Annotated in this window: 13 protein-coding genes and 2 pseudogenes; 6 read left to right on the top strand and 9 right to left on the bottom strand. The window is 44.6% G+C overall.

Annotated features, from left to right (window positions below; translation table 11 throughout):
* Positions 1-17: 17 nt before the first annotated feature.
* From thrB to H7R39_RS03120, 5 genes are all read right to left on the bottom strand, one after another.
* Positions 18-902, bottom strand: coding sequence for a homoserine kinase (gene thrB, locus H7R39_RS03140; RefSeq protein WP_185897925.1), 885 nt, complete (start codon positions 900-902; stop codon positions 18-20).
* Positions 903-910: 8 nt separating this feature from the next.
* Positions 911-1,321, bottom strand: a complete 411-nt coding sequence (locus H7R39_RS03135) for a glycoprotease (RefSeq protein ID WP_407644567.1) — start codon at positions 1,319-1,321, stop codon at positions 911-913.
* A gap of 41 nt (positions 1,322-1,362) precedes the next feature.
* Positions 1,363-2,247, bottom strand: a complete 885-nt coding sequence (lpxC, locus tag H7R39_RS03130) for a UDP-3-O-acyl-N-acetylglucosamine deacetylase (RefSeq protein ID WP_185897923.1) — start codon at positions 2,245-2,247, stop codon at positions 1,363-1,365.
* Between the two features lie 63 nt (positions 2,248-2,310).
* Complete coding sequence (pgp6, locus tag H7R39_RS03125; RefSeq protein WP_185897922.1) at positions 2,311-3,678, bottom strand: peptidoglycan metallopeptidase Pgp6; 1,368 nt, start codon at positions 3,676-3,678, stop codon at positions 2,311-2,313.
* Between the two features lie 73 nt (positions 3,679-3,751).
* Positions 3,752-4,582 (bottom strand): prephenate dehydrogenase, encoded by an 831-nt coding sequence (locus tag H7R39_RS03120; RefSeq protein ID WP_122872707.1) that lies wholly within the window; start codon positions 4,580-4,582, stop codon positions 3,752-3,754.
* Between the two features lie 80 nt (positions 4,583-4,662).
* Here H7R39_RS03120 and bamA point away from each other — a divergent pair, with 80 nt between their 5' ends.
* Positions 4,663-6,927: an outer membrane protein assembly factor BamA gene (gene bamA, locus H7R39_RS03115; protein ID WP_185897921.1), complete on the top strand. Its 2,265-nt coding sequence runs from the start codon at positions 4,663-4,665 to the stop codon at positions 6,925-6,927.
* 140 nt (positions 6,928-7,067) lie between these two features.
* On the opposite strand, the gene H7R39_RS03110 is transcribed toward bamA, so the two are convergent.
* The gene (locus H7R39_RS03110) at positions 7,068-7,436 is read right to left on the bottom strand and encodes a DUF488 domain-containing protein (protein ID WP_185897920.1); all 369 of its coding nucleotides are present in this window, start codon (positions 7,434-7,436) and stop codon (positions 7,068-7,070) included.
* Between the two features lie 154 nt (positions 7,437-7,590).
* On the opposite strand from H7R39_RS03110, the pseudogene H7R39_RS11610 reads away from it, so the two are divergent.
* The 5 genes and pseudogenes from H7R39_RS11610 to H7R39_RS03090 form a co-directional block, all read left to right on the top strand.
* Positions 7,591-8,334 (top strand): annotated as a pseudogene (locus H7R39_RS11610) (cache domain-containing protein); the annotation flags it as partial.
* Positions 8,335-9,162: 828 nt separating this feature from the next.
* Positions 9,163-9,564: pseudogene (locus H7R39_RS11605) on the top strand (methyl-accepting chemotaxis protein); the annotation flags it as partial.
* Between the two features lie 156 nt (positions 9,565-9,720).
* The gene (locus tag H7R39_RS03100) at positions 9,721-14,361 is read left to right on the top strand and encodes a retention module-containing protein (protein WP_185897918.1); all 4,641 of its coding nucleotides are present in this window, start codon (positions 9,721-9,723) and stop codon (positions 14,359-14,361) included.
* 249 nt (positions 14,362-14,610) lie between these two features.
* A complete protein-coding gene (locus tag H7R39_RS03095) occupies positions 14,611-18,000 on the top strand; it encodes a DUF748 domain-containing protein (RefSeq protein WP_185897917.1) in 3,390 nt (1,129 codons plus the stop codon).
* Between the two features lie 436 nt (positions 18,001-18,436).
* Positions 18,437-19,366 carry a ribose-phosphate pyrophosphokinase gene (locus tag H7R39_RS03090; protein WP_185897916.1) on the top strand — a complete coding sequence of 310 codons (930 nt, stop codon included), beginning with the start codon at positions 18,437-18,439 and terminating at the stop codon, positions 19,364-19,366.
* Positions 19,367-19,865: 499 nt separating this feature from the next.
* Here H7R39_RS03090 and H7R39_RS03085 read toward each other — a convergent pair whose 3' ends face one another.
* From H7R39_RS03085 to H7R39_RS11080, 3 genes are all read right to left on the bottom strand, one after another.
* A complete protein-coding gene (locus H7R39_RS03085) occupies positions 19,866-20,369 on the bottom strand; it encodes a YqhA family protein (protein ID WP_185897915.1) in 504 nt (167 codons plus the stop codon).
* Between the two features lie 102 nt (positions 20,370-20,471).
* Entirely contained in the window at positions 20,472-22,787 is a 2,316-nt protein-coding gene (locus tag H7R39_RS11085; protein ID WP_221892064.1) for a hypothetical protein, read from the bottom strand.
* Entirely contained in the window at positions 22,777-23,223 is a 447-nt protein-coding gene (locus tag H7R39_RS11080; RefSeq protein ID WP_221892063.1) for a hypothetical protein, read from the bottom strand. The genes H7R39_RS11085 and H7R39_RS11080 overlap by 11 nt, the downstream gene beginning before the upstream one ends.
* Positions 23,224-23,271: the final 48 nt, after the last annotated feature.

Genomic DNA, 23,271 nt, shown 5'->3' with positions numbered 1-23,271 from the left:
CTTCTTTTAGCTTTTTTTTAGCTTTGTAGGATTTTTATCCCGTCGTTGTCGAAATTAAAAATTTCAACCCGAAAGCTCTTAAATTTATCTTGCAGTTTTTGTTTTAAATTTGCCGCATCGCCAGCGTAAACGATATTTAAAAAGCTCGATCCGCTGCCTGAAAGCGTGCTTAAAAGTGCGCCGTTTTCGTAGGCTATCTTGCGCACTTCAAAGAGCTCGGGTAGGCTTTGCATGCGGATTTGCTCGTGCATGACGTCTTTTGCCGCCGTTCTTAAAAGCTCGTAATTTTCGCTAAAAAAACAAGCCGTGAGAAATGCGGCGTGAGAGAGGTTGCTAACGCACTCGCCCATAGTGAAATTTTTAGGTAGCTTGGCGCGAGATTCGTTCGTGCTCATCGGCTTATCCGGGATCACGACGACGGCTTTGATATCGGTGCTTAAAGGTTTTTTTAGAGATTTTACCTTGCCGTTTTCAACGACGGAGCTAACAAAACCGCCAAGCGTCGCCGGAGCGATGTTGTCGGGGTGGTTTTCGTAAACTAGCGCCTGGTTTAAAATCGCGCTTTTATCCGCCTTAAATCCAGCTGCCGCATAAGCCGCCGCGATGGCTGAAGTGATGACTGCAGAAGAGCTTCCGAGTCCGCGAGAAAACGGGATTTGATTGGTAAAAATCATGCGAAAAGTATCTTTTTTGTCCGTTAGTTTGACGTAAATTTCATTGAAAATAGATAAAAAAATGTTGTTTTTTTTAAGAAGCGCGTTGTCTTTGCCTTCGCCCAAAATGCTCACGGAGGCGAAATTCGCCCTCGTTATCTCGACTGTGTTGTGTAACTCTAGGGCAAGTCCTAGGGCGTCAAAACCGGGGCCAATGTTTGCGCTCGTGGCTGGAACTAAAATTTGCAAAAAATCTCCTAAACGGCTTGTATAACGTAATTTGGTAGAGTATCTAAATTTAGATTTAAAACGGCTAAATTTTGCGGTAAGCCAAATTCGCCCGCTTGCGCTTTTTGTAGTTTTATGCCATTGGGCGTATCTACAAAGCTTAAGTTTTTATTCGCCCGTATCGGCGCGCCGCTGTTTAGCTCAAAGCCGCTAACCGCGTAAAATTCGCACTCTTTTACGATGCTAATCGTCTTTAAAACGACGTAGGCGACTTTCACGCCCATAAAGCTTCCCGGGCCGTTTGCGTAGATAATTTTTTGCAGATTAAATTTGCCGCCGTTTAAAATCTCGTCCATTATTTTTACGAGAGAGACGTCAGATTTTTCTTCGCTAGAAATTTGCTCTATAAGCTCGCCATTTTCGTCATAAATGCCGATGATTAGCGGCGAGCTAAGAGCGATAACTAAAATTTGGATATTTTTTATGCAAATACCTTTTGGTACTCGCGCGCGAAATCGCCTTTTAGCGTGACGATTTCGTAGTTTTTATCGTCGCTTAGGATGGCTAGCGTTAGCTCGTGGTTTAGCTCGTGGCTACCCGCAAAGCTAGTATAATCAGCCATCAAAGGCGCGCCCATCAGACTCAGATCGCCGATCGCATCTAAAATTTTATGACGAACGAATTCATTTTCAAAGCGCAGGCCTTCAGGATTTAAAATTTTATTATCGTCGATGACTACGGCGTTGTCTAGGCTGCCGCCGAGGGCTAAATTTTGCGCCCTTAGCATCTGCACGTCTTTTAAAAATCCAAACGTCCTAGCGCGCGCAATCTCCTCGATGTAGGCTTGTTTGCTAAACTCAAACACGTAATTTTGCTCGCCTATTATCGGGTGGGCAAATTTAATCGTAAAGTCAAATTTCGGGTTATTTGACGGCGTTACTCTGGCGAATTTTCCGTTTTTGTTTACTTCTACCGGGCGTTTGATTACGATTACTTTTTTGTCCGCGTCAAGCTCCGCCGTGCCGGCTTCATCCAGCATCATACAGTAGCTTATCGCCGAGCCGTCCATAACGGGAACTTCGTTGGCGTCTAGGACGATACGGACGTTGTCGATGCCGTAGCCGTTTATCGCGCTAAGGAGGTGCTCGATCGTCGAGACGTAGCCCTCTTTGCCGCCGATTACGGTAGCCATTTGGGTGTTTATCACGTTTTTCGGCTCTGCCTTAAAGCTCACACCGAGGTCTTTTCTGTAAAATATTATTCCCGAATTTGCCCCAAGCGGTTCAAGCGTGATTTTTATCGGCTCACCTTTGTGAAGCCCGATGCCTACGCCTTCTACGGTTGATTTTATGGTTGTTTGTTTCAAATTTTTGCCCTTATTTTTCTTATTCTTGCCATTATACAACAAATTTACAACAAAATGGCAAATTTATTCGACCATTTTTTTAGCCGCGTTCAAAACGCCGGTTACGTTATCCTTCATCCAGCCGTTATCCATCCACTCTTCCGGGCGCACCTCTATGCCTTGCACCAGCATGCCAAAGTGCAGGTGATCGCCCATCGCTAGGCCCGTAACACCGGTGTTTGCTATGACGTCGCCGGCCTTGACGGAGTCGCCGGCTTTGACGTTTAGCGAGCTGCAGTGCCCGTAGAGCGAAAATAGTCCGAATCCGTGATTTATCAGGACGTTGCGCCCGTAGATGCCGTTTTCTGCGGCAAATTCGACCGTGCCGTCGTTGTTAGCGACGATGTCGGCTCTTTGCGTCGAGGCTAGGTCGATACCCATGTGCCAGCTTTCGCTCACGTCTTTATCTTCAAAGGTATAGTATCTATGGTCACCGAAGCTCGCTACCGCTTTGCCGTTTTTTAGCGGATAAAATTTATTTACGCTAAAATTTTCCGCAGCGTCTATCTCGACTTTTGCGGCGATTTGCGAGATTATTTTCTCATTTGCCTCGCGTAGATTTTCATTTACGAATTTCATTTTTTCCAGATTGCTCATCGCGTCGTAATTTTTGGCGTATTGCTGCGCGAGCTCGGGGATTTTTTCGTTTAGAAATCTACTTTGACCGTCCAGTTTTATCTTTGAGATGCGGTATTTTTTGTCTTGGTAGAAAAATCTTATCTTGCTTTTTGTTATATTCCCCGCCGCGTCAAGCGCTACGACGTCGGCGCTAAAGGAGCCTTGCTGCGCCGGCCAAGCTACTAGCGAGGCGTAGTAGCCGTCTTTTACGAATTTGCTCGGGATAAATTTTTTACCGTAATTCGTCTCTATATAGACCTCTTTTAGCATCTCGTCAGTTGCCTTAAATACGACCGTCGCGCTACCGCCTTTTGTGATGGCGTACGAGTGGTTTAGGATGTTTACGTCGGGTTTTTTGTTATCGACGGTGATTTTGACCTCTTTTTTTTGCGTGTTGCCGAGGAAAAATCCCCATTTGCTAGTATCCGTGGCCTCGATCACGATGTTGTAGATATCTTTTTGCGCTCCGAATCCCGTTTTCGGAAAGGTCAAATTTAAATCGACGATCTCAGACGGCGCTTCAAATTTTTGAGTCAATAAATTTACGCTGCCTTTTTCGTCTACGAGCGAGATTTTAACCGATTTCACGCCGCCTTCGTCGGTTATTTTGATCGGCAGGGGCGAGGTTAGATTCCAGTAAATTTGATCTGAGATGGCTATGCTAGGCGCTTCTCGCTCAAATGTTTTTGAAGTAAATAAAAAAGCTATCGCCGCAACTAAAAGTAAAATAATAACGCCGAAAAATATTAAATTCGGATTGCCGCGTCTTCTCATAAAAATCTCCTAAATCTTAAAGAGACCGATTTTACTAAAAAGCGATAAATTTAAGGTAAATTTGCGCTCGAATTTACAAAATTTCGCGTATTTTTCTAGCTTCGCCCATCCATTCTCGCAGCTCGTCCCACTTCTCGTTTTTGATTAAATTTTCGCATTCGTCAAGCTCTTTTTTGAAAAGGTCTATCGAATTTATCAAATTTTGCTTGTTTTGTTTAAAGATATCCGTCCACATCACGGGCGAGCTTTTGGCGATCCTGATCATGCCGTTAAATCCCGTGCCGCTTAGCGCGATGATATTTTTTTTGTTTTCCTTTTTTAGTACGCTGCTAGCTAGCGAAAAGCTGATGGCGTGGGGCAGGTGGGAGATAACGCTGGCGTGATGGTCGTGCTCCGCCGCGCTCATGAAGATAATCTTCATGCCCAGGTGCGAAAAGAGCTCGACTGAGCGCTTGACGTGCATCTCGCCGCTTTCTTTAAAGTCGCAGATAGCTACGACGGCGTCTTTAAAAAGCCCAGAAAACGCGGCAGTCGGGCCGGAGTACTCGGTGCCAGCCATCGGGTGAGCGGGGATAAAATTTTGCCTGATGCTCTCTGGCACGGCTTCGATTATTTTTTGCTTGGTGCTACCAAGATCGACGATGGTCGTGTTTTCGCCGATACCTTCAAATTCTTTGACGATTTTGATGATGCCTTCGACAGGGATGGCTAGAAATATCATGTCGCATTTTTGCTTCATCTGCTCAAGAGTTAAAATTTCATGCACGAGGCCGAGCTCAATCGCCTGTTTTTCGTGCTCTTTGTTTAGATCCATGCCGCTAACGCAGCTGATTAGTTTTTCGTTTTTTAGGCTAAGACCTAGCGAGCCGCCGATGAGTCCTAGGCCTACGATACCGATTTTCATAAATTCGCCTTTTAAATTTATATTGTTTAAAAATAAAATGTGCTATTATACAGCCTTATCATCACTTTTAGGTTAAATCAATGAAAAAAAGCGTTTTTCTACTACTTTTGGGCGCTGTTTTGGCGAATGCCCAGCAGATAACTTCCATAAATTTTAAAGGTCTCATTCATCTATCCCCCGAAACCGCAAAGGAGATAATGGGGCTAAAAGTCGGCGACGAGTTAAACGGCGATAGCACGGATAGGGCGATCGCGAAGCTGTTTAGGCAGGGCTACTTCGACGATATCTATATCGAAAACGAGGGCGGCGACGTGACCGTAACGGTAAAAGAAAAGCCTAGCATCGCTCGTATCGACATCAAGGGCGTAGTGACCAACGATAAAACCGCTATCGACGGGCTAATCAATATCAAACAAGGCAATATGTACGATGAGCTAGCCATAGAGCGCGCAAAAGAGCGTATCAGGCAGTATTATGAGTCAAAAGGATACTTTGACACTATCGTAGACGTAACCAAAGAGCCGGTAGCGGGTAATGAAAGCAGCCTTTTTGTCACCATGAACATAAACCGCGGCGAAAATATCATAATAGAAAACGTAAATTTAGTCGGCGCAAAGCTTTTTGATTATGGCGACGTGGAGCCTGTGGTAGCGAATAAAGAGCGCGAATTTATGGGCTGGATGTGGGGTAGAAACGACGGTAAGGTTAAGCTTTTTGAGCTACCGAATGATCCTGCGAGAATCCAAGACAAATACTATCAAAAAGGCTACCTAGACGCCACTGTCTCAAACCCGTATCTAAACGCCTACATGGATAACTACACCGCAGATCTCACCTACTACGTGACCGAGGGCGAGCAGTATAGGGTATCTAGCGTAGATATCGAAGCTCCAGAGTTTTTAGAGCTTGATAAAGAGAAAATTTTAAAAGACTTTAGGCTAGAGAGCGGCGACGTGATGAACTCCGCCCGCCTAAGACAAGATATGAAAAAGCTCGACGATATCGTAGCGGACAAGGGTTATGCATTTGTAAGGATAAATCCAAAAACCGAGAAAAACGTCGAGGATAAGACCGTAAGTATCGTCTACGAGGTCGTGCCGGACGAAAAAGTATATATAAGAAACGTACAAATTTCAGGTAACGATAGAACCGTAGATAGAGTAGTTAGACGAGAGCTATACCTCACGGAGGGAAATTTATATAGCAGAACCGACTTGCAAGATAGTAAGGACGCGTTAAAGCGAACTAGCTATTTTGACGATGTCGAGATCGAGGAGCAGCGTGTCGGAGCAAATCAAGTCGATCTACTCGTAAAAGTAAAAGAGGCCTCCACCGGCTCTATTAGCGGCGGTATCGGCTACGGCAGCTCGGACGGCTTGTTACTTAACGCTAGCGTGTCCGATACGAACGTGTTTGGTAGCGGTATGAAAGGCGTCATAAGCGTCGATAGAAGCGACAACGAGCTCTCCGGTCAGATAGGCCTAACTAACCCGCGCCTTTTTGACTCCGAGTACAGCCTGGGCGGCACGCTTTACGCTAACGACTACGACTGGAACAACTACGACGAGAAATCATACGGTCTAAATTTAGTACTAGGCAGAAAGCTAACTAGAAATTTAAGCGCGTCTTTGGGCTACGTCATCGAGCAAAGCCGTATCAGCGGGCTTAGCGACGTGCTAAAAACCGTCGGATACAAAGACGGCAAGAGCTTAAAAAGCTCGCTTATCCCGTCTATCACGTATAACAGCACGGATGATTATTATCTGCCTCGTACCGGTATCATCGCAAGTACTAGCCTAGAGTTTGCAGGCGTGGGCGGCGACGAGAAATTTTTAAAGAGCAGAACGAATTTTAACTGGTATCAAGGCATCAGAGAGTGGGTGGACTACGACCTTATTTTCAGATTTAAATCAAGCTTCGGTAAAATTTGGGACCGCGGATACATACCGATCAACGAGAAGCTATATCTAGGCGGTATCAGAAATCTACGTGGCTTTGAGAGTAGGACGGTTTCGCCGAAGGTAAAAGCCCTAAATGGTCAATGGTACGAAACCGGCGGCACTATCTCGTTTAACAGCTCGGCCGAGCTTAGCTTCCCGATCATAGAGCGCGTAAAAATGCGGGGCGTGATGTTTGTTGACTATGGCGTCATAGAAGGCAAGCATGTACAAAGAAGGGCCGGATACGAGTATATCGACGGACGTATCAGCAGATATAGCGCCGGCGTGGGTATCGAGTGGGTGACGCCGATGGGGCCGCTTCAGCTCATCTTTGCTAAACCGCTTAACAAGCAGGACAGCGACGACACTAGCACATTTGAGTTTACTATCGGACAACGCTTCTAATATTGCGCTAATGCGGCGTTTTGGTTTGCAAGATGCCGCTTTATCTTTGTTTAAATTTATCGCCGTAAAATTGCCGATTTTGACTTAAATTTGAAAGTCGCGCCGCGAAAGTAAAATTTAAAATCCAGCAAAAGTAAAATTTAATCCCTCTCTTTAAGCGCTTCCAAAATCACCGTAACGTGACTTAAATTTATATCCTTCGTCGCCGTTAGTAGTGCGATTTTGCCGTGGATTTTTTCTAGCGATTTTAGCTTTTTTAGTCCCGTCGCCGCTTCCTCGTTTGCAAGCTCGCTTTTAAATTTGAGCCTAAATTCGCTAAATCTCCTCTCTTTGTCTTCGTGAAACCACGCTCTAAGCTCGTTTGAAGGCGCGACCGATTTTAACCACAAAAATGAGCTAAATATCTCCTTTTTTATGCCGCGAGGATATAGCCTATCGACGAATACGCGGTAAAAATCGCTGCTTTCGTTATCTTTGATAAAATCGTAAATTCTAAAAGCCTTAAACATAAAATACCTTTTTGCAAATTTGACCTAAATTTTACTGCAAAAAAACAAATTTATCGGCAGCGCAAGAGATAAAATTTAAAGATTAAGCACCGTTTTACTATTGTAAGCTATAATTAGCGTTTATTTTGAATTTAAATTTGTAAAGGAAGCATTTATGTTTAGGTCAATCACGAACAAGATAGCCGTGATGCTCATCGTCTCGCTGATCGTCTCATTTGCCGCTATTTCCGCCGTTAGCTACTATACGGCGCAAAACAAAGTCGTCCAGCTCGTCAGCCAAAATCAGGCTCAAATTTTAAAGGACGTCGATGCGGTCACTGATTCGTTTTTTAAAGACTATATCGACGCAGTAAAAAAACTAGGCGTAAAAATCCAAAAAGCGCAATATAGCGAAGAGGAGCTACTAAAAGCATTAGTTCTAGAAAAAGATCAGTCAAATTCTATCGTGGATTATATTTACTACGGTAGAGAAGCTGACGGAAGTCATTTTCAATCATCAAATAACAAGTTGACTCCTGAAAAGGATAATTACGACCCTCGTAAGCGCGGCTGGTATATGGATACGAAAGCCGCAAATAGGGCTATTTATACTGAGCCTTATATCGATGCTATGAGCCAAAGCCTGGTTATGACCTTTGCCGTGCCGGTAAACGAGAGCGGTAAATTTGCGGGCGTAGCAGCTATAGACCTAAAAATAGACGCTCTAAGCAAGAAAATTTTAGATATGGGTAAGACCGAATACGGGTATGTCTACATGATGAATAAAGACGGTCTGATACTAATGCATAGCGATCCCTCAAATGTAGGGAAAACCGTCCCTGCGAGTAAATATTTAGCGGAAGAATACGCGGCAAAAAGGTTTGACGAAAACGGCCTGATCCCATACGTCAACTACAAAGGCGAAAATGTAACGGCCAAGCTCATACCTATCAACGAACAAGGCTGGCTAGTAGTTGCAGCTATCGGCGCGGATACCTTTTCTAGCAACACTTTGCCGCTTTTAAAAGCTCAGCTTGTGCTAGCTACGGTGTTTATCATCGCGCTTTCGTTGTTTGTCTACGTACTGCTTAAAAAATCGCTAAGCCCGATAAAAACTATCCAAGAAAAGCTTGACGATACGTTTAAATTTGTTACTTATGAAGCATCTAAAGCTCCTGAAAAGCTAGTCGTAAGTACGCAGGATGAATTTGGCGTTATGAGCCGAGCCATTAATGAAAATATCGATAAGGTCATAGGCGGCATCAAAAAAGACAGCTCCCTAATCGAGGAGATGAACGGCATCGCAAACCTCATGATAAAGGGCCATATGGGCGCGACTATCAAAGCAGATCCAAACAACCCTGCGTTAGTCGAGCTAAAAGAGCTGTTAAATCGATTCTTTGCTTCTATCTCGTCAAATTTAAAAGATATCGCGCGTGTGCTAAATTCCTATAACAAAAACGACTATACCGCTAAAGTCGAGGTGCAAGAGGAGCTAGAAAGCGACCTAAAAGATATGATCGTAGGCATAGAGAGTGCCGGGGCCGCCGTGAGTCACATGCTAAAAGAAAATCTAAAAGAGGCGCAGATGCTAGAAGAGCGGGCTAAAATTTTGGCCGATTCTATGCGAAATTTGACGGAGGGCGCAAGCAAACAAGCCCACTCTATCCAAGAAAGCGCTGCTGCGGTCGAGCAGATGAGTAGTTCTATGAACGCCATCAGTCAAAAGGCACAGGACGTGACGCGCCAAAGCGAAGAGATCAAAAATATCATCGTGATCATCCGAGATATCGCCGATCAGACGAATTTGCTAGCTCTAAATGCGGCTATCGAGGCCGCACGCGCTGGAGAGCACGGACGCGGCTTTGCCGTCGTGGCCGATGAGGTTAGAAAGCTAGCCGAACGCACTCAAAAATCGCTCGGCGAAATCGAAGCTAACGCAAACGTGCTGGCTCAAAGCATAAATGATATGAGCGAAAATATAAAAGAGCAAACCGGCGCGATAAATATGATAAACGAGTCGGTATCCGCGATAGATAACATCACGCACGAAAATATCTCTATCGTAAATACGACAAATGACATAACGCGCCAGATCGACGATATGGCTAAAAATATCGTCGCGGACGTGAGAAAGAAGAAATTTTAAAATTTAGGCTAAATTTGAGGGGTGCAGAGTTAAATTTGCGCCTCTAAATTTGGCTGCAATGCCACTAAAATTTAACGCATTGTACTTTGGTACAATATACAAAAATCCCAAATAATTATATAATCCTCGCAAATTTAAAAATAAAAAGGAGCATTTATGCCAACTCAAGCAGGAATAGTAAAAAGTATAGAGGGCAAAGTCGTAGCGATCGGCAGCGACGGCGCAAAAAGAGAGCTAAACGTAGGGGACGTGGTCTATTTAGGCGAGAGCGTCGTCGGACAGGATGCATCGTCTAAGATCGTAATCTCGGCAAACGACGGTAAAGATATCGTAATGCTAGGCAAAGATACGTTAGTGCTTGATCAAAGCATAGCGGTAAACGAGGGCTTTGGAGGCGAAGCGATGATGGCCGATGTTGAGGCATTACAGCAGGCCCTGCTTAACGGAACCGATCTTCAAGACCTAGAAGCGACCGCAGCGGGCGGTGGCACAGGCTCTGCTAGCAGCGATGGTGTTAGTCTAAGCCAAGTCGCATTTACTCAGGGCGGTCATATATCAAACGTGAGCGCTAGTTACGGCGATCTAGGCGGAGCCAACCAAGGCTCGCAAAGCAGTAGCGCATATCAGGGCTCCGCTGCAAGAAGTTCCATTGCCTCAACTGCAGTAGATAATCAACCAAGCCAGCCTGAACAACCAAGCCAGCCTGAACAACCAAGCCAGCCTGAACAACCAAGCCAGCCTGAACAACCAAGCCAGCCTGAACAACCAAGCCAGCCTGAACAACCAAGCCAGCCTGAACAACCAAGCCAGCCTGAACCGGAACCAGCTCCGACAATAATGGAAATTCCTTCATCTGCATATAATATCGAGATGGGTAGAAATAATGAAGGAAAATTGGGAATAAATGCCGAAACAAGGTCGAACTACAATACTATGCGTGATAGCAATATGGATCCGTCCTTGGATAGATCCAATGATTATTTTAGGGACCTAAATTCGGTTCAGGGCGAGGACAAAGGTTCTATATCGGCTACTAGTGATGCGTCTCAGGCTCAAAAGATAAATGATTCAGATATATCAAAAGCATTTAAAGACGCCGTAGACGGATTAACTATAAATAAAGGCGAGATAAGCGTAGGAGATAAACTTCTACAAAAACACTATATAGAAAATTATCAAGACAAATTCGATTACCAAGACGGTTGGTTCATAAGCAAAGATAAATCGACTATTATAGGATCTGATAATGCTAAAAAGCTAGTAGTGGCCGGAGAGAATACCAATACTTCAGGATATGAAAGTAAAGCGGATACTACCGTAGTAAAAGTAGATGATACTGTAAAACCTAAAATTTTTGGTTCCGATAAGGCCGATAACATAACCGTAGACGGCGCTAAAGTGCAGATGATCTCTACGGGAACCGGAGACGATACGATTAACGTTAAAAATGGAGCGGAAATTTTAACTAATATCAATAGCGGTAGCGGCGACGACACGATAAATGTAGATGGAGAAGGCACGAAAGTAAATGGGGAAGAAATAGTAAACCATACTGGCTATAAGATAAGACAAGGCGGTATAATAGCCGGCGATGGCGATGATACTATTAACATCACAAATAAAGCCAAAGTTAAAGCTGGAATTTACGACGGCGACGGCGATGATAAGATTAACATAAAAGGCGGAGCTACTGTCGGTACTGTAGGAATTGAAGATGTATCTGCCAGATATAAGAGCATAGATAAATATAAAGACGGTCGTGAAATTACCGATGAGGATAGAATTTCTATGGAAGCTCAATTTCAACAAAGATCTGGCGTTCAACTAGGTCATGGTAAAAATACGGTAACTATAGAGGGCGAAGATACTGCTGTAAGTAGAGTAACTGGCTATAAATATAATCATGATGGCGAATTTAAAAACGAAAATTGGACTAATACTGTAACCGTAAAAGACAAAGCTACAGTATCCTTTGATATAGACATAAATAGTATAAATAAAGATACGGTAAATGTAGAAAATAATGCTACCGTAAGAGGAACTATCTATACTGGCAAAGGCAGCGATACTATAAACGTAACCAACAATTCTAAAGTCGGCGGTGTAAGGGCTGAATCTGATGGCGACACAATAAATATAATCGATTCAACGGTCGGCGGAAAAGGTAGTTTCTATGGAAGTTCAGCCAATAAAGACGGGGGTAATTTTAATGGAGACGACTCATGGAACAAAAAACAATTTGAGGGTATTAATGGAGATGGAAACGATGTCTTTGATACGGTTAATGGCGAAGATACTATAACAATCAAAAATTCAACCGTTAACGGCACAATTTGGGGTGGAGGTTATAATGACACTATAAATATATCAGACAATAGTGTTATTAACGGAATTATCGACGGCGAAGGCGGAGACGATAAAATAACCATAAATAACTCTACAGTAAATGGACGAGCCGCTAAAGATTCTAAAGATAATGATATCAAAGAGGCTATCATAGGGGGCGAGGGCAATGATACGATCTCTGTACAAAACGAATCTAACGTAAAAGGCAATATTTCTGGAGATCAAGGTAGCAATACTATCACTGTAGAGAGTGGCTCTAAAGTAGCCGGATGGGTTTACGGAGCAAATGGTAAATATGATAATATGTATAATGAAACAGGAAAAAACACCATAACCGTTACCGGAGAAAATACCGAAGTATCTCGCGTCGGCGACGTAAGTGCGGGCGACTCTAAGATAACTATCAGTGATAAAGCCACCGTAAAATCGGTACATGGCGATAAAGGCGTAGATACTATCACCGTAGATAACGCTACCGTGGCAGAAAAAATCGAAGGCGGACACGGCGATGATAAAATTTACGTTAAAAACGGCGCTAGAGTAGAAGGCTATGTTAGCGGAGATCTAGATAACGATACTATCGAGGTTTCGGGAGAAAATACTTACGTAAAAGAAGTAAAAGGCGATAAAGGCAACGATACTATAACCGTCGAAAATAAAGCCAAGGTCGTTACTATAGAAGGCAACGACGGCACCGATACTATAAACGTTAAAAATAACGCTACCGTAGGTAACGTGTTTGGCAACGACGGTATAGATACCATAAACGTCGAAAACGCTACGGTAAGGGGAAACATCCGCGGCGGCGCAGGCGACGACGTGATAACTGCGAAAGGAAGTTCGTCGATAAATAATATACTCGGAGAGGCAGGAAAAGATACTATAACCCTAGAGAGCGGCGCCAAAGTAATAGGCCAGATAAGAGGCGACGCCAAAACTATGAACGATATATACGAAAAGCAGGTAAATCCGGCTTTGGATATAGTAGATAGCGGCGCTGATGCCGACACTATAACTTTAAGCGGCGCGGGAACCAGTGCGAAGCATATATTTGCCGGAGACGGCGCCGATGTCATCACTGTAAAAAATGGCGCAAACGTAGAGGGAGAAGTAAGGGGTGATTCTGGAGACGATACTATAACCGTAACCGGCGCTCAAACCTATGTTAGCTCGATAAACGGTAGAGGTGGTGACGATACTATTTTAGTTAGCGACAAGGCTAAGGTCGACGGCATAGTCGGAAGATGGGGTAAAGATAATATAACCGTAACCGGAGCCGGCACGGTCGTAACCGGTAGCGTAGACGGCAATGAAGACAATGATACTATCAAAATTGCAGACGGTGCGGTCGTAAATGAGTACGTAAGAGGCGGAGACGGTGCAGACAAAATCGATGTAACAAGCGGATCAAAAGTCAAGAAAACCGTAGAAGGCGGCGCGGGCGAAGACGAGATAACCGTAACCGGCGCCGGAACGGTAGTAGGCGAAGCGCTAACCACTCCGGAGCTTAGAGTAAACGGAAGCATCACGGGCGGCGAAGACGATGATAAGATAGTGTTAAGCGACGGAGCGCATGCGGTAAATGCGGGCATAGCCGGCTGGGGCGGCGACGATAAGATGACCGTAACCGGAAGCGGCACGAGAGCGCACTCCGTCAGCGGTCACGCCGGCGATGATACTATACGCGTAGACAACAAAGCCTATATCGAGCACGCAGTTAGCTCAAACACCGGAAACGGTACCGTAACGGTCTCGGGCGAGGGCACTAGCGTGGGCGGAATACAGAGTAACGGCAATGCGCCTATCACCGTCGAAGACGGCGCTGAGGTAAGGGGTGCTCTATATGCCTATGGACTCAGCGGCGAGCAGACTATCGTCGTTCAAAGCGGAGCGAAGGTAAACGTCATAAATACGGCCGTCGACTTTAGAGACGATAACAATACCGGCGGAAATACCGAGGATACCGTCATAGTAAAAGACGCTGGCACCGTAGTAAACGCCGTAAGAACGGGCAATCACGACGATACGCTCATCGTCCAAGACGGCGCGACCGTAGGGAGCGTCGGTTTGGGTACCGGCAACGACACTAAGATGACCACGACCAATAATAATGGCAACATAGTCGTAAACAGCCTAGACGGAGACGGCAATATCGATCTATCAAAGATCGCAAAAGTAGCGGAAAATATAAACTCGGTCGACGTAAGCGCCGTAAATAACGCCGTGCTAAACGTCGATCCAAAAGACGTGCTAGACCTTGGTGCATCAGGCAATACGCTAGAGATCAAGGGCGGCAGCGACGATACCGTAAAATCAAAATCGAGCGGTCAATGGAGTGCGGATGGATCTGACGCTACGCATAAATCATTTACGGGCAGCGCAAACGACGATAACGGCGTGGCACAAACCGTGACGATCAAGGTAGAAAACGACGTCGCTACAGATCTGTAAATTTGACCGCTAGGCTCGGCGGTTTAAAATTGCCGAGCTTGAGCGATTTATAAATTTAGCCCCGTAAATTTGGCACTAAAAGCTAAATTTACTGGAGGCTATCAAATTTGCGGGCTTAAATTTGACGTCCGCTTCAAATCTCAAAATATCTCCAAATTTTACATTCAAATTTTACTCGCAAATCCGCCAAAATAACCGCCCTTTAATCAAAATCCTTGTAAAATCCGCCAAAAAAATCAAGGCAAATTTATGCAAAAAAGTAAAAAAATCGCTCTTATTATCCTAGGCTCGCTCGCGGGCTTGCTACTCATCTACACGCTCGCGGGCTTTTTAGGCGTTCCTTACGCGCTAAAAAATACACTGCCAGCAAAGCTAAAGGATATGAACGCGAGCCTTAGCGTGGCGGAGACTAAATTTAACCCCTTTACCTTCGAGCTAAACGTCACGCGTCCCGAACTAAACACGACCGCGCCGCTTTTTAGCGCGAAGCAAATCGACGTCAAGCTTAAGCCTTTTTCGCTCTTTAAAAAGCTAGCAGAAGTCGATATCTTGCGCCTTGAAAGCCCTAGCGTAAATATCGCTAGAGATAAAAACGGCACGCTAAATTTAGCTGCTTTTTTAGGCGAGTCAAACGCTACTAGCACCGAAAATAACGAAACTAGCAGCATAAATTTCGCTCTAAACAGCACAAAGATAATCGGCGGCTCGTTTGCCTACTCGGACGAGAGTTTAAAACAGCCGTTTAACGCCAAATTTGAGGGCATAAACTATGAAATCTCGGATATAAATACCGAGCAAAATAGCGCGGGCAAGCACGTTTTTGATGCAAACTCCACGCTAGCTCAAAAGCTGGACTGGCAAGGCGGTATCGACCTCGCGCCGCTTCGCGTTTACGGCGATCTTAGCCTAAAGGACTTTAACGTCCGCCCCGTCGCTCTTAGCTTCATCGACACGCAAGATCTACGCATAAACAGCGCGCTCATAAACGCGAAAACTAGTTACGAACTAAGCGCGGACGGCGGCGTTATTAAAGCTGCTTTAAAAAATGCCGCTTTAAATTTAAAGTCGTTTGAAGCACAGCTAGACGGGCAAAATTTGAGCCTAGAGGAGCTTGATCTGCCCGCCATCGAGGTAAATGCCGACGTTAGCGAAAAAAGAAGCTTTGCGGCCGATATTAGCGAGATAAAATTTAAAAATACGAGCTTTAAAGGCGAGGCGCAGGCAAATTTAAACAGTCTAAATTTGAGTGGAGTCGCGCTTAAGGCTGATATAAACGAAAAGGGCGATATAAACGCCTCCGCAGCGCTCAAAGCCCTGGGCGTTAGCGGGATAAACTTGACCAAAAAAAGCGTCGGCGAGATAAAACTCAAAGACGCGAACGCAAGCGAACTGGATGCTAAAATAAAAGGGCAAAATATCGCAGCTAGCCTAAAAAATTTGACGCTTAGCACCGCCTCCGCCCCGGTCGGTAAAAACAGTGCGGCAAGCCTAGAAAAGCTCATAATAAATGCGCCTAAATTTACGCTGGAAAATAACGCTAGCACCGCCTCTATCGGCGAAGTAAAAGCACAAAAAATCGCGCTAAAAACAAAAAACAAAGAGCTCGCTATCATCGCCGAAATCGGCGTGAAGGACGCGGATTTTGATCTAGCCAAAACTGCGCTTCGCATCGAAAGCGTAAGTATAAATAAGCCTAAATTTGCAACCGATATAAAAGAAAACGGCGAGCTTAGCGCTATTAGCGAGCTTGGCTTAAACGGCGAAAAAGCCTCCGCCAAAAAATCAAGCGCGAAAAAACCTGCCAAATCTCAAAAAACGGCCAAAAAAAGCAATGCCGGCAAAAATAAAAAAGCCGAGCAAAAAAGCGCTCAGAGCGCAAAGAGCGGATTTCAATTTAGCGTCAAAAACGTCTCCGTTACGGGCGCCGACATAGGTATAACCCATGTCTTTGAGGGGCAAAAGATAGCGCACAAATTTGACGGGCTAAATGTAAATTTGCAAAATATCAGCGAAAATTTAGCTGCGCCAGTGACCGCTAAAATCGACATGAAAAGCTCGCAAAAGCTAAATTTGGCGCTAAACGGCAAAATCACGCCTGAACCTCTAAATATCGAAGCGGACGTAAAGCTAAACGACGCAAATTTGCCTCGCTACTTCGCCTACGCTAAAAACTATCTGGACGCGAGCCTAAAAAGCGGCGAGCTAAATGCCGAGCTAAACGTAAAATACGCCGCGGACGCCTCCGTAAGCGGTAAGGCAAACATCGCAAACATCGAGCTTGCGGACGGCTCCGGCGATAAGGTTTTTGCCTTTAAAAACCTCAAACTATCTAAAATTTCGTTTGCGAAAAATTTCTTAAATTTAGAGCGCGTGACTCTGAGCGCGCCGTTTTTAAAGACGCATCTAAATAAAGAGCGCGAATTTAACCTAAGTCGCCTCGTGAAAAAGAGCGAGGGCGAGAGCGCTCAAAATGCAGACGCGAAACAATCCGCCTCTAAAAACGAAAAGGCCGCAGAGGCAGCAAAACAGCAGAAAAAAGAGGGCGAATTTGACTTCGCTATCAAGAACATCCTCGTAGAAAACGGCGACGTAGACTTCTCCGACGCGTCGCTATTTATGCCGTTTGCGACTAAGATCACCAAGCTAGAAGGCGTGCTGATGGATATCGACAGCACTCGCCCGACGATGGGTACCTTTGAGGGCATAGTCGGCAAGAGCGGCTTTAGCAAAATCGGGCTCAAGCTGCTGCCGTACGATCCTAAAAAAAGCACGGAGGTTAAGCTCGGCTTTAAAGACATCGATCTAGTCGACGTGACGCCTTATAGCGGGCAGTTTTTGGGCTATAAGATAGAAAAAGGCAAGCTAAATTTGACTCTAAACTACGATGTTAGGGACTCTAAGCTAAACGGTAGCAACGTCGTAAATCTAGACACGCTCACTCTAGGCGAAAAAGTCGAGTCAAAAGATGCGGTAAAATTGCCTCTATCGCTTGCTATCTCGATCCTGAGCGATCAAAACAATCAGATAAACATCGATCTGCCGGTGACGGGCGATCTAAACGACCCAGACTTTAAATACGGCGGCATCGTTTGGGAGGCTATTAAGAAGCTATTTGCCGATATCACACTAGCTCCGTTTAGATTTCTGGGCAGTGCGCTAGGCCTAAGTAGCCAGGATCTAAACACTATCGACTTTATGCCCGCAAATGCCGAGTTAATCGTATCCGAGCAGGTCAAGATAGCCGACTTTATCAAGCTAACGACGGCAAAACCCAAGATGAAGCTAAGCATCACGCCTGCTTACTCGGACGTGGACGTAACGGCGCTAAAAAATGCGAAACTAAACGAAAAAATCAGTCAAACGATGGCGCAAACGGGCAAGGACTACTCAGGAGCGCTCGCATCGCTGGCTCCTAAAGAAAAAAGTAGCGACGAAAAGGCGCTGCGGGAGGCTGCGCTAAAAGGCATCGAGGTGAAAAAAGAGCAGCTGCTAGATCTCGCTAACGCAAGAGCCCAGGCTATCAAAGCGGCCCTAGCGCAGGCGGGACTGGCAGAGGATAGGATGGTCGTTAAAAAGCCCGAAAAAACGGACGTCAAACAGGGCGAATACTCAAGCGTGATGATGGGCGTGGCGGACTAAATTTGCGCGGTTGCGGTTGTTTATTTTATCCGCGTTCTTGCTTGTTCGTCTTGCTTGCGGCAAAGGTTTTTTGGGCAAATTTGACGCGGCCAGACCCGCACCGCAAAAATGCTAAATTTGGCTCGGTCAAATTTGACGCCAAACTCTAGCGAGGCTTAAATTTTCACGTTTTCAAGATTGCCGTTTCTAAGGGCAAATTTGACGCGAGATAAATTCGCGATATTTTAAAAGTAGAGGTAAAATTTGCCTAAAAAATAGTCTCCTCGAGGCGGTCGGCGTCGCGATTTTTTTAAAATAATAGTTCGCGGATAGCCCGAACTAGCGCGTTAAAAACCGAAACGCAAGCCGACGAAAGAAAAAATTCGTCTGCAAAAATCTACGAATTTAAGTTTTAGTTCGGTAAAATTAGATAAAAATTTTATAAAGGTTAATCGTTATGAGAGGTTACAAAATCTTTTCGGGTACCGCAAATCCGGCGTTTTCAAAGAAAATTTCGCATTATTTATCGCTTCCGCTCAGCGAAGCCACGATCAAGCGCTTTAGCGACGGCGAGATCAGCGTGCAGATCGGCGAGAGCGTACGCGGCAAGGATATTTTCATCGTCCAGCCTACGTGCGCGCCGGCAAACGTAAATTTGATGGAACTTTTGATCCTAACCGACGCACTTAAGCGCAGCTCGGCTAGCTCAATAACGGCGGTGGTTCCGTATTTCGGCTATGCGCGCCAAGACCGCAAAGCCGCTCCTCGCGTGCCTATCACGGCAAAACTCGTGGCAAATATGATGCAAACGGCGGGCATCGACCGCGTCGTCACGATCGACCTTCATGCGGGCCAAATTCAGGGCTTTTTCGACATCCCGGTCGATAACCTCTACGGCTCGATCATCTTTAACGACCACGTCAAAAATAAAAATCTCAAAAATCCTATCATCGCTAGCCCCGATATCGGCGGCGTCGCGCGCGCTAGAAGCGTCGCAAAAGCCCTAAATCTCGATATCGTCATCGTCGATAAACGCCGCGAAAAAGCTAACGAGAGCGAAGTAATGAACGTAATCGGCGACGTGGCGGGCAAGGACGTGATCTTGGTCGATGATATGATCGATACGGGCGGCACGATAGTAAAGGCGGCAAAGGTCTTTAAAGAGCGCGGCGCAACCTCGGTGATGGCGTGCTGCACGCATGCGGTGCTTTCTGGCAAAGCCTACGAAAACCTCGCTGATAGCGCGCTAGACGAGCTAGTGGTGACAGACACGATACCGCTTCGCGAAGAAAACGAGAAGATAAAAGTTCTCAGCGTTGCTCCGATTTTCGGCGAAGTGATCAGACGCGTGTATCATAACGAAAGTGTAAATTCGCTATTTGACTGATTATTGGCGGCTCTATGTTCGCCGGTTTTGATTAAATTTACCCCTTGACGGCGCATGCGACGAGTCTGCGCCGTTTTTAAATTTATACCTATCTTTAAGCGTCAAATTTAACTCCCGATTTACAACCCGAAAATTCAAATCAGTTTTGGTTTATGCCGTAAAGATGCGGGTCGTGCCGATCAAATTTGACTGCATCAAATTTACTCAAAAAGGACTGAAATTAAACGTAACTTTTCACGTTTTTTTCACGGAGTGAAAAGTGAAATAATTTATATTATTTTGGTTAATTTTGTAATCTTAAATTTAATCCCCAAAGCCCTTAAAATCGGCATTTGCTACTAAAAAAGAACTTAAATTTATATAGCTTTAAATTTGAGGAAATTTTGAAATAAAACTTAATGCTAAAGGCGAAATTTAAAAGTTATTCACATACGGCGGAGTGGCAAAATTTGGAGCGAAATTTCAAAAAGCGAGCCCGAAGCTAGGCTCGCAAAAAGCCTCAGTGCGTGCCTTTGTGCAGGAAATAAAGTCCCAAGCAAAGCGCCAAAATCGAGGCCGCAAGATAGGTCATCTCAAGCGGCGTGGTGAAATTTGCGCACAAAATGCGCTGGAAAAAGTTAACGATAAGAACCATGATGATGACTTTGCCCAGTTTGTCCTTGAGCTCGTCGAGCGAGTGGACCTCGAGGACCTTGCTCTGTTTGGACTGCTTGAGCTCCTCTATCTCGGAGATAAACAGCTCGTAAATGCCGAAGCTAAAGATGTAAAGCACCAGCGCCATGAGATAAAGGTCGATCGCGCCCACGATCTCGACGACGACGTCTGAGTGGAAGTTCTCGGGGTGAAAATCGCCGAAAAAGTAGTGATAGACGTCGATGAAAACCTTACCCACGTCGTAGCTGGCGATGACGAAAAGCACGATCGCGCCGAGCAAGCCAAAGACCACGGGCAGGAGCGTGAAGTTGTTGCTAAAGAGCAGGATTTTTTCAAAAGCTCTACGCATTACATTCCTTTGTTTAAAAATAAAAAGCTTATTTTATAATATTTTCCTTAAAGATGGGACTCAAGAACTAGCAAAAATAGTCGTAGTTAAAAAAGCGAAAACCTAATCGTATTCGTCATAAACATCTCTTTTTTCTTCCGCTCGCGCTTCTTTTGTGTATTGTTCGGCAAATTCTCGCATAGCTGCTGCAAATCTAGTAAAACCCTCCGCATCAAGGTCTTCGGCTTTTTCTTGATTCTGCTTAGTAAGCCCTCGCTCTTCCCGCCCGTAAGTAAAAGTATGTGTTCCGCGCTGATTAAAAAGCGCGAGTGTAAATTCGGAGCGTATTTTGTCAGCATCCCGCTCATCTAAAATATCGGCCACGGCTTTATGCATCCAAAGCCCACCCGGATCAGCAGGCGCGTAGGTTGAAATTTGTCCGATATAGTGCCTAGCAACTCTTATATGCCCCGTCTCTTCGGTGATTCTTTTGGCTTCCTTGATCCACTCTTTAAATGCATTTTCGTCAAATTTTCCATCTTCCTTAACTCCCGGACAAAGTTTCCATTTATATAAAATATCGTAGGTATTTTGGGCTAGATAGCGTTTATTTTCATCTATTTCTTTAGTATTGTCGCTTTTATCATACTCGGATCGAAAGGCGAGAGCAATCATATCGGCAAAGAATTGCGGATCGGAAGCGAGTTTTTTCTCGATTGTGGTAGGAGATTTTTCTCTAGAAAATCTTTTTAGCCAAGGAAAGAACTTAAATTCGATTTTAAGTAGCACGTCTTGATCTATGGTTTTTGATTTTTGAAGACGCTTAATTAGCTCAACTACACTATAAGTAGCGTAGCTATAACTAATGAGTTCTTGCATGCCGCTTTCGCTATTAAGAACAGACATAAGCGAATGAACCGCTAAGGCTTCATTAATTTCGGCTTTATTTGCCTTGTGAGCAGCGCAGATAACGGCCGCGCCTTTGCGCCCATACGTAAGCAATTTTTCGGTTGCTTTATTTAGATTGCTGCCTGATTCATAAGGATTAACTCTAATATTTTTCCAGTACAGACCCTCGCTGTTTTCTCCTAAATACTTAGAAACCGTTTCCCATACCTCTTCATTGAAAGGTAAAAGCAACAGAAATTTAGCGCGTTGCTCTAAAGACCAATCTTTTTGCATGATCATATCAACCCAATCGATGCCGATTTTATAAAATTTAGTCCGTGCGTATCCGCTTAAAACCTGCTTTTCAACTTCATCATTTGAATCAAGAAATGTTGGCAATAGTTCATTTTCAATCAAATAATATTCTATTTCGCCCAAAGCTCGACCTACATCAAACGGCGAAGCTACTTTTTTGGCAAAATTTATGCAGCTCATCAAACCTCCGCTGTCCAAAATTTCTTTTATAGCGGAATTGCGTTTTTTAGCGAGCCTTTCTATTTGTTTATCATGGCTATCATCTTCGTCCAATAACTCAAAAACTACGCCATTAAATAAATAACGATATTTTATTTCCGGCGAAGATGGCGCAAGACTATCGGCTAAGTTTTCGATTTTGCAAAGTTCTTCTTCGGGCAATGCCCAGTTAGTATCAGAAAATTTTCTATGGCGACGCACAATCTCATCAAGTTTTTCCCAAACTAAATCGCGCTTTTCTTCGGGCAAATTTATTATGCTATCTGACAAGCAATAATCAAGAATAAAATCGTATGCATTTTTGGGTAAATTTGAAAGCCTTTCTATAAGCTCGATAAATTTATCCACGTCTTCTTTTACCAAATCAATCACAAGTTCGGACAGCGCGGTAGTTTGCTCCAAATATTCATATTGAAATACGCCATCCTTCCAATCCAGCGGGATAAAATCTCTCCAAATAGGGCGGCAACTTCCGATTGTGGTTTGGCATTCTCTCGGAAGCAACTCTAGCAGCAGGGACCATCCGATTTTAGGTTGATTTTTTATCACGGCCTTGATCGCCGCTTTTCTTTTATCAAATTTTGCGGCAGTTTGCACATGCCAAGGTAAAAATATATTCACAAGCGATCTTATAGGACGATTTGCCCAAGATCCGCCGGGATCAATAGAGGCAAGATCTGCCAAGACAACCGCTACTCTTGATAAATAATCAGGAGACCATGCCAGCTCTTCAAGAGCCCATAACAGGCCGCACATATAATTACGACCTTCGATCCCGCTTCCTTCTTGTTCAAATATTTTATGAAAAGGAGAATTCGAAATATCAACTAATGCCGACTCTACGGCATCAAGAAATTCGCTGGGTGCGGCTTCTGCCAAAAGCGGTAAGTAGTAATCTATGCTCGCCCATCGCTCCCAATCCGCCCCATCAAGCAATGTGCGCACAATAAAATTTACAGTGTTTAAAGCTTCATTGCAAGAGCAGTTACTAAGCGCTTTGGGGCGACTACCCATCAAAGCAAGCGTTTTGAGAAATTCCTTTTCTAATATTTTGCGAATAGTTTAATTGTTTTCCATAAATACTAGCGGCACATCGTTCTTCTTTCAGCAAATCAAGCGCCGGATCTCTTTCTCTTAGAACCAAAATCGCCATATTTCTAAAGCGAGCTAGATCATCATTTGAAAGCATTCCCCCAAGAATGTTCCAAGTTTCATCTCTCGAAACAACCTTCCATTTTCCTTCTATCAAAGTAAGTGGAGAGTCTGGACGCAGTGCGTCAGCTCTAAATTTTTCTATCCATTCTTTATAGCTTTTGCCGACAAATTCTTCTATGGTTTGAATGTCAGCTTTATTTTCTTCATCCCATCGACCTATTAAACAGGCTTTTGCCAATTCGCGAACAGTATTTCGTTTCGCATACGACGGCGCAGCGGCTCCTACGAGATACCTCATAAGTGCAGACAGCCTCCTGTTTCCTATTTTAGCAAATTCCTCTGCAAG

This window comes from Campylobacter massiliensis, from assembly GCF_014253065.1.
GTDB lineage: Bacteria > Campylobacterota > Campylobacteria > Campylobacterales > Campylobacteraceae > Campylobacter_A > Campylobacter_A massiliensis.
Note: the sequence above shows the minus strand (reverse complement) of the source record. Positions and strands in the feature narration are given on the sequence as shown.

What these genes read in the sequence shown, in the direction of transcription:
- H7R39_RS03100 (WP_185897918.1), top strand. Translation starts at nt 9,721, where the DNA reads ATGCCAACTCAAGCAGGAATAGTAAAAAGTATAGAGGGCAAAGTCGTA.
- H7R39_RS03095 (WP_185897917.1), top strand. Translation starts at nt 14,611, where the DNA reads ATGCAAAAAAGTAAAAAAATCGCTCTTATTATCCTAGGCTCGCTCGCG.
- H7R39_RS03085 (WP_185897915.1), bottom strand. Translation starts at nt 20,369, where the DNA reads ATGCGTAGAGCTTTTGAAAAAATCCTGCTCTTTAGCAACAACTTCACG.
- H7R39_RS11080 (WP_221892063.1), bottom strand. Translation starts at nt 23,223, where the DNA reads ATGAGGTATCTCGTAGGAGCCGCTGCGCCGTCGTATGCGAAACGAAAT.
- H7R39_RS03090 (WP_185897916.1), top strand. Translation starts at nt 18,437, where the DNA reads ATGAGAGGTTACAAAATCTTTTCGGGTACCGCAAATCCGGCGTTTTCA.
- H7R39_RS03120 (WP_122872707.1), bottom strand. Translation starts at nt 4,582, where the DNA reads ATGAAAATCGGTATCGTAGGCCTAGGACTCATCGGCGGCTCGCTAGGT.
- pgp6 (WP_185897922.1), bottom strand. Translation starts at nt 3,678, where the DNA reads ATGAGAAGACGCGGCAATCCGAATTTAATATTTTTCGGCGTTATTATT.
- bamA (WP_185897921.1), top strand. Translation starts at nt 4,663, where the DNA reads ATGAAAAAAAGCGTTTTTCTACTACTTTTGGGCGCTGTTTTGGCGAAT.
- H7R39_RS03110 (WP_185897920.1), bottom strand. Translation starts at nt 7,436, where the DNA reads ATGTTTAAGGCTTTTAGAATTTACGATTTTATCAAAGATAACGAAAGC.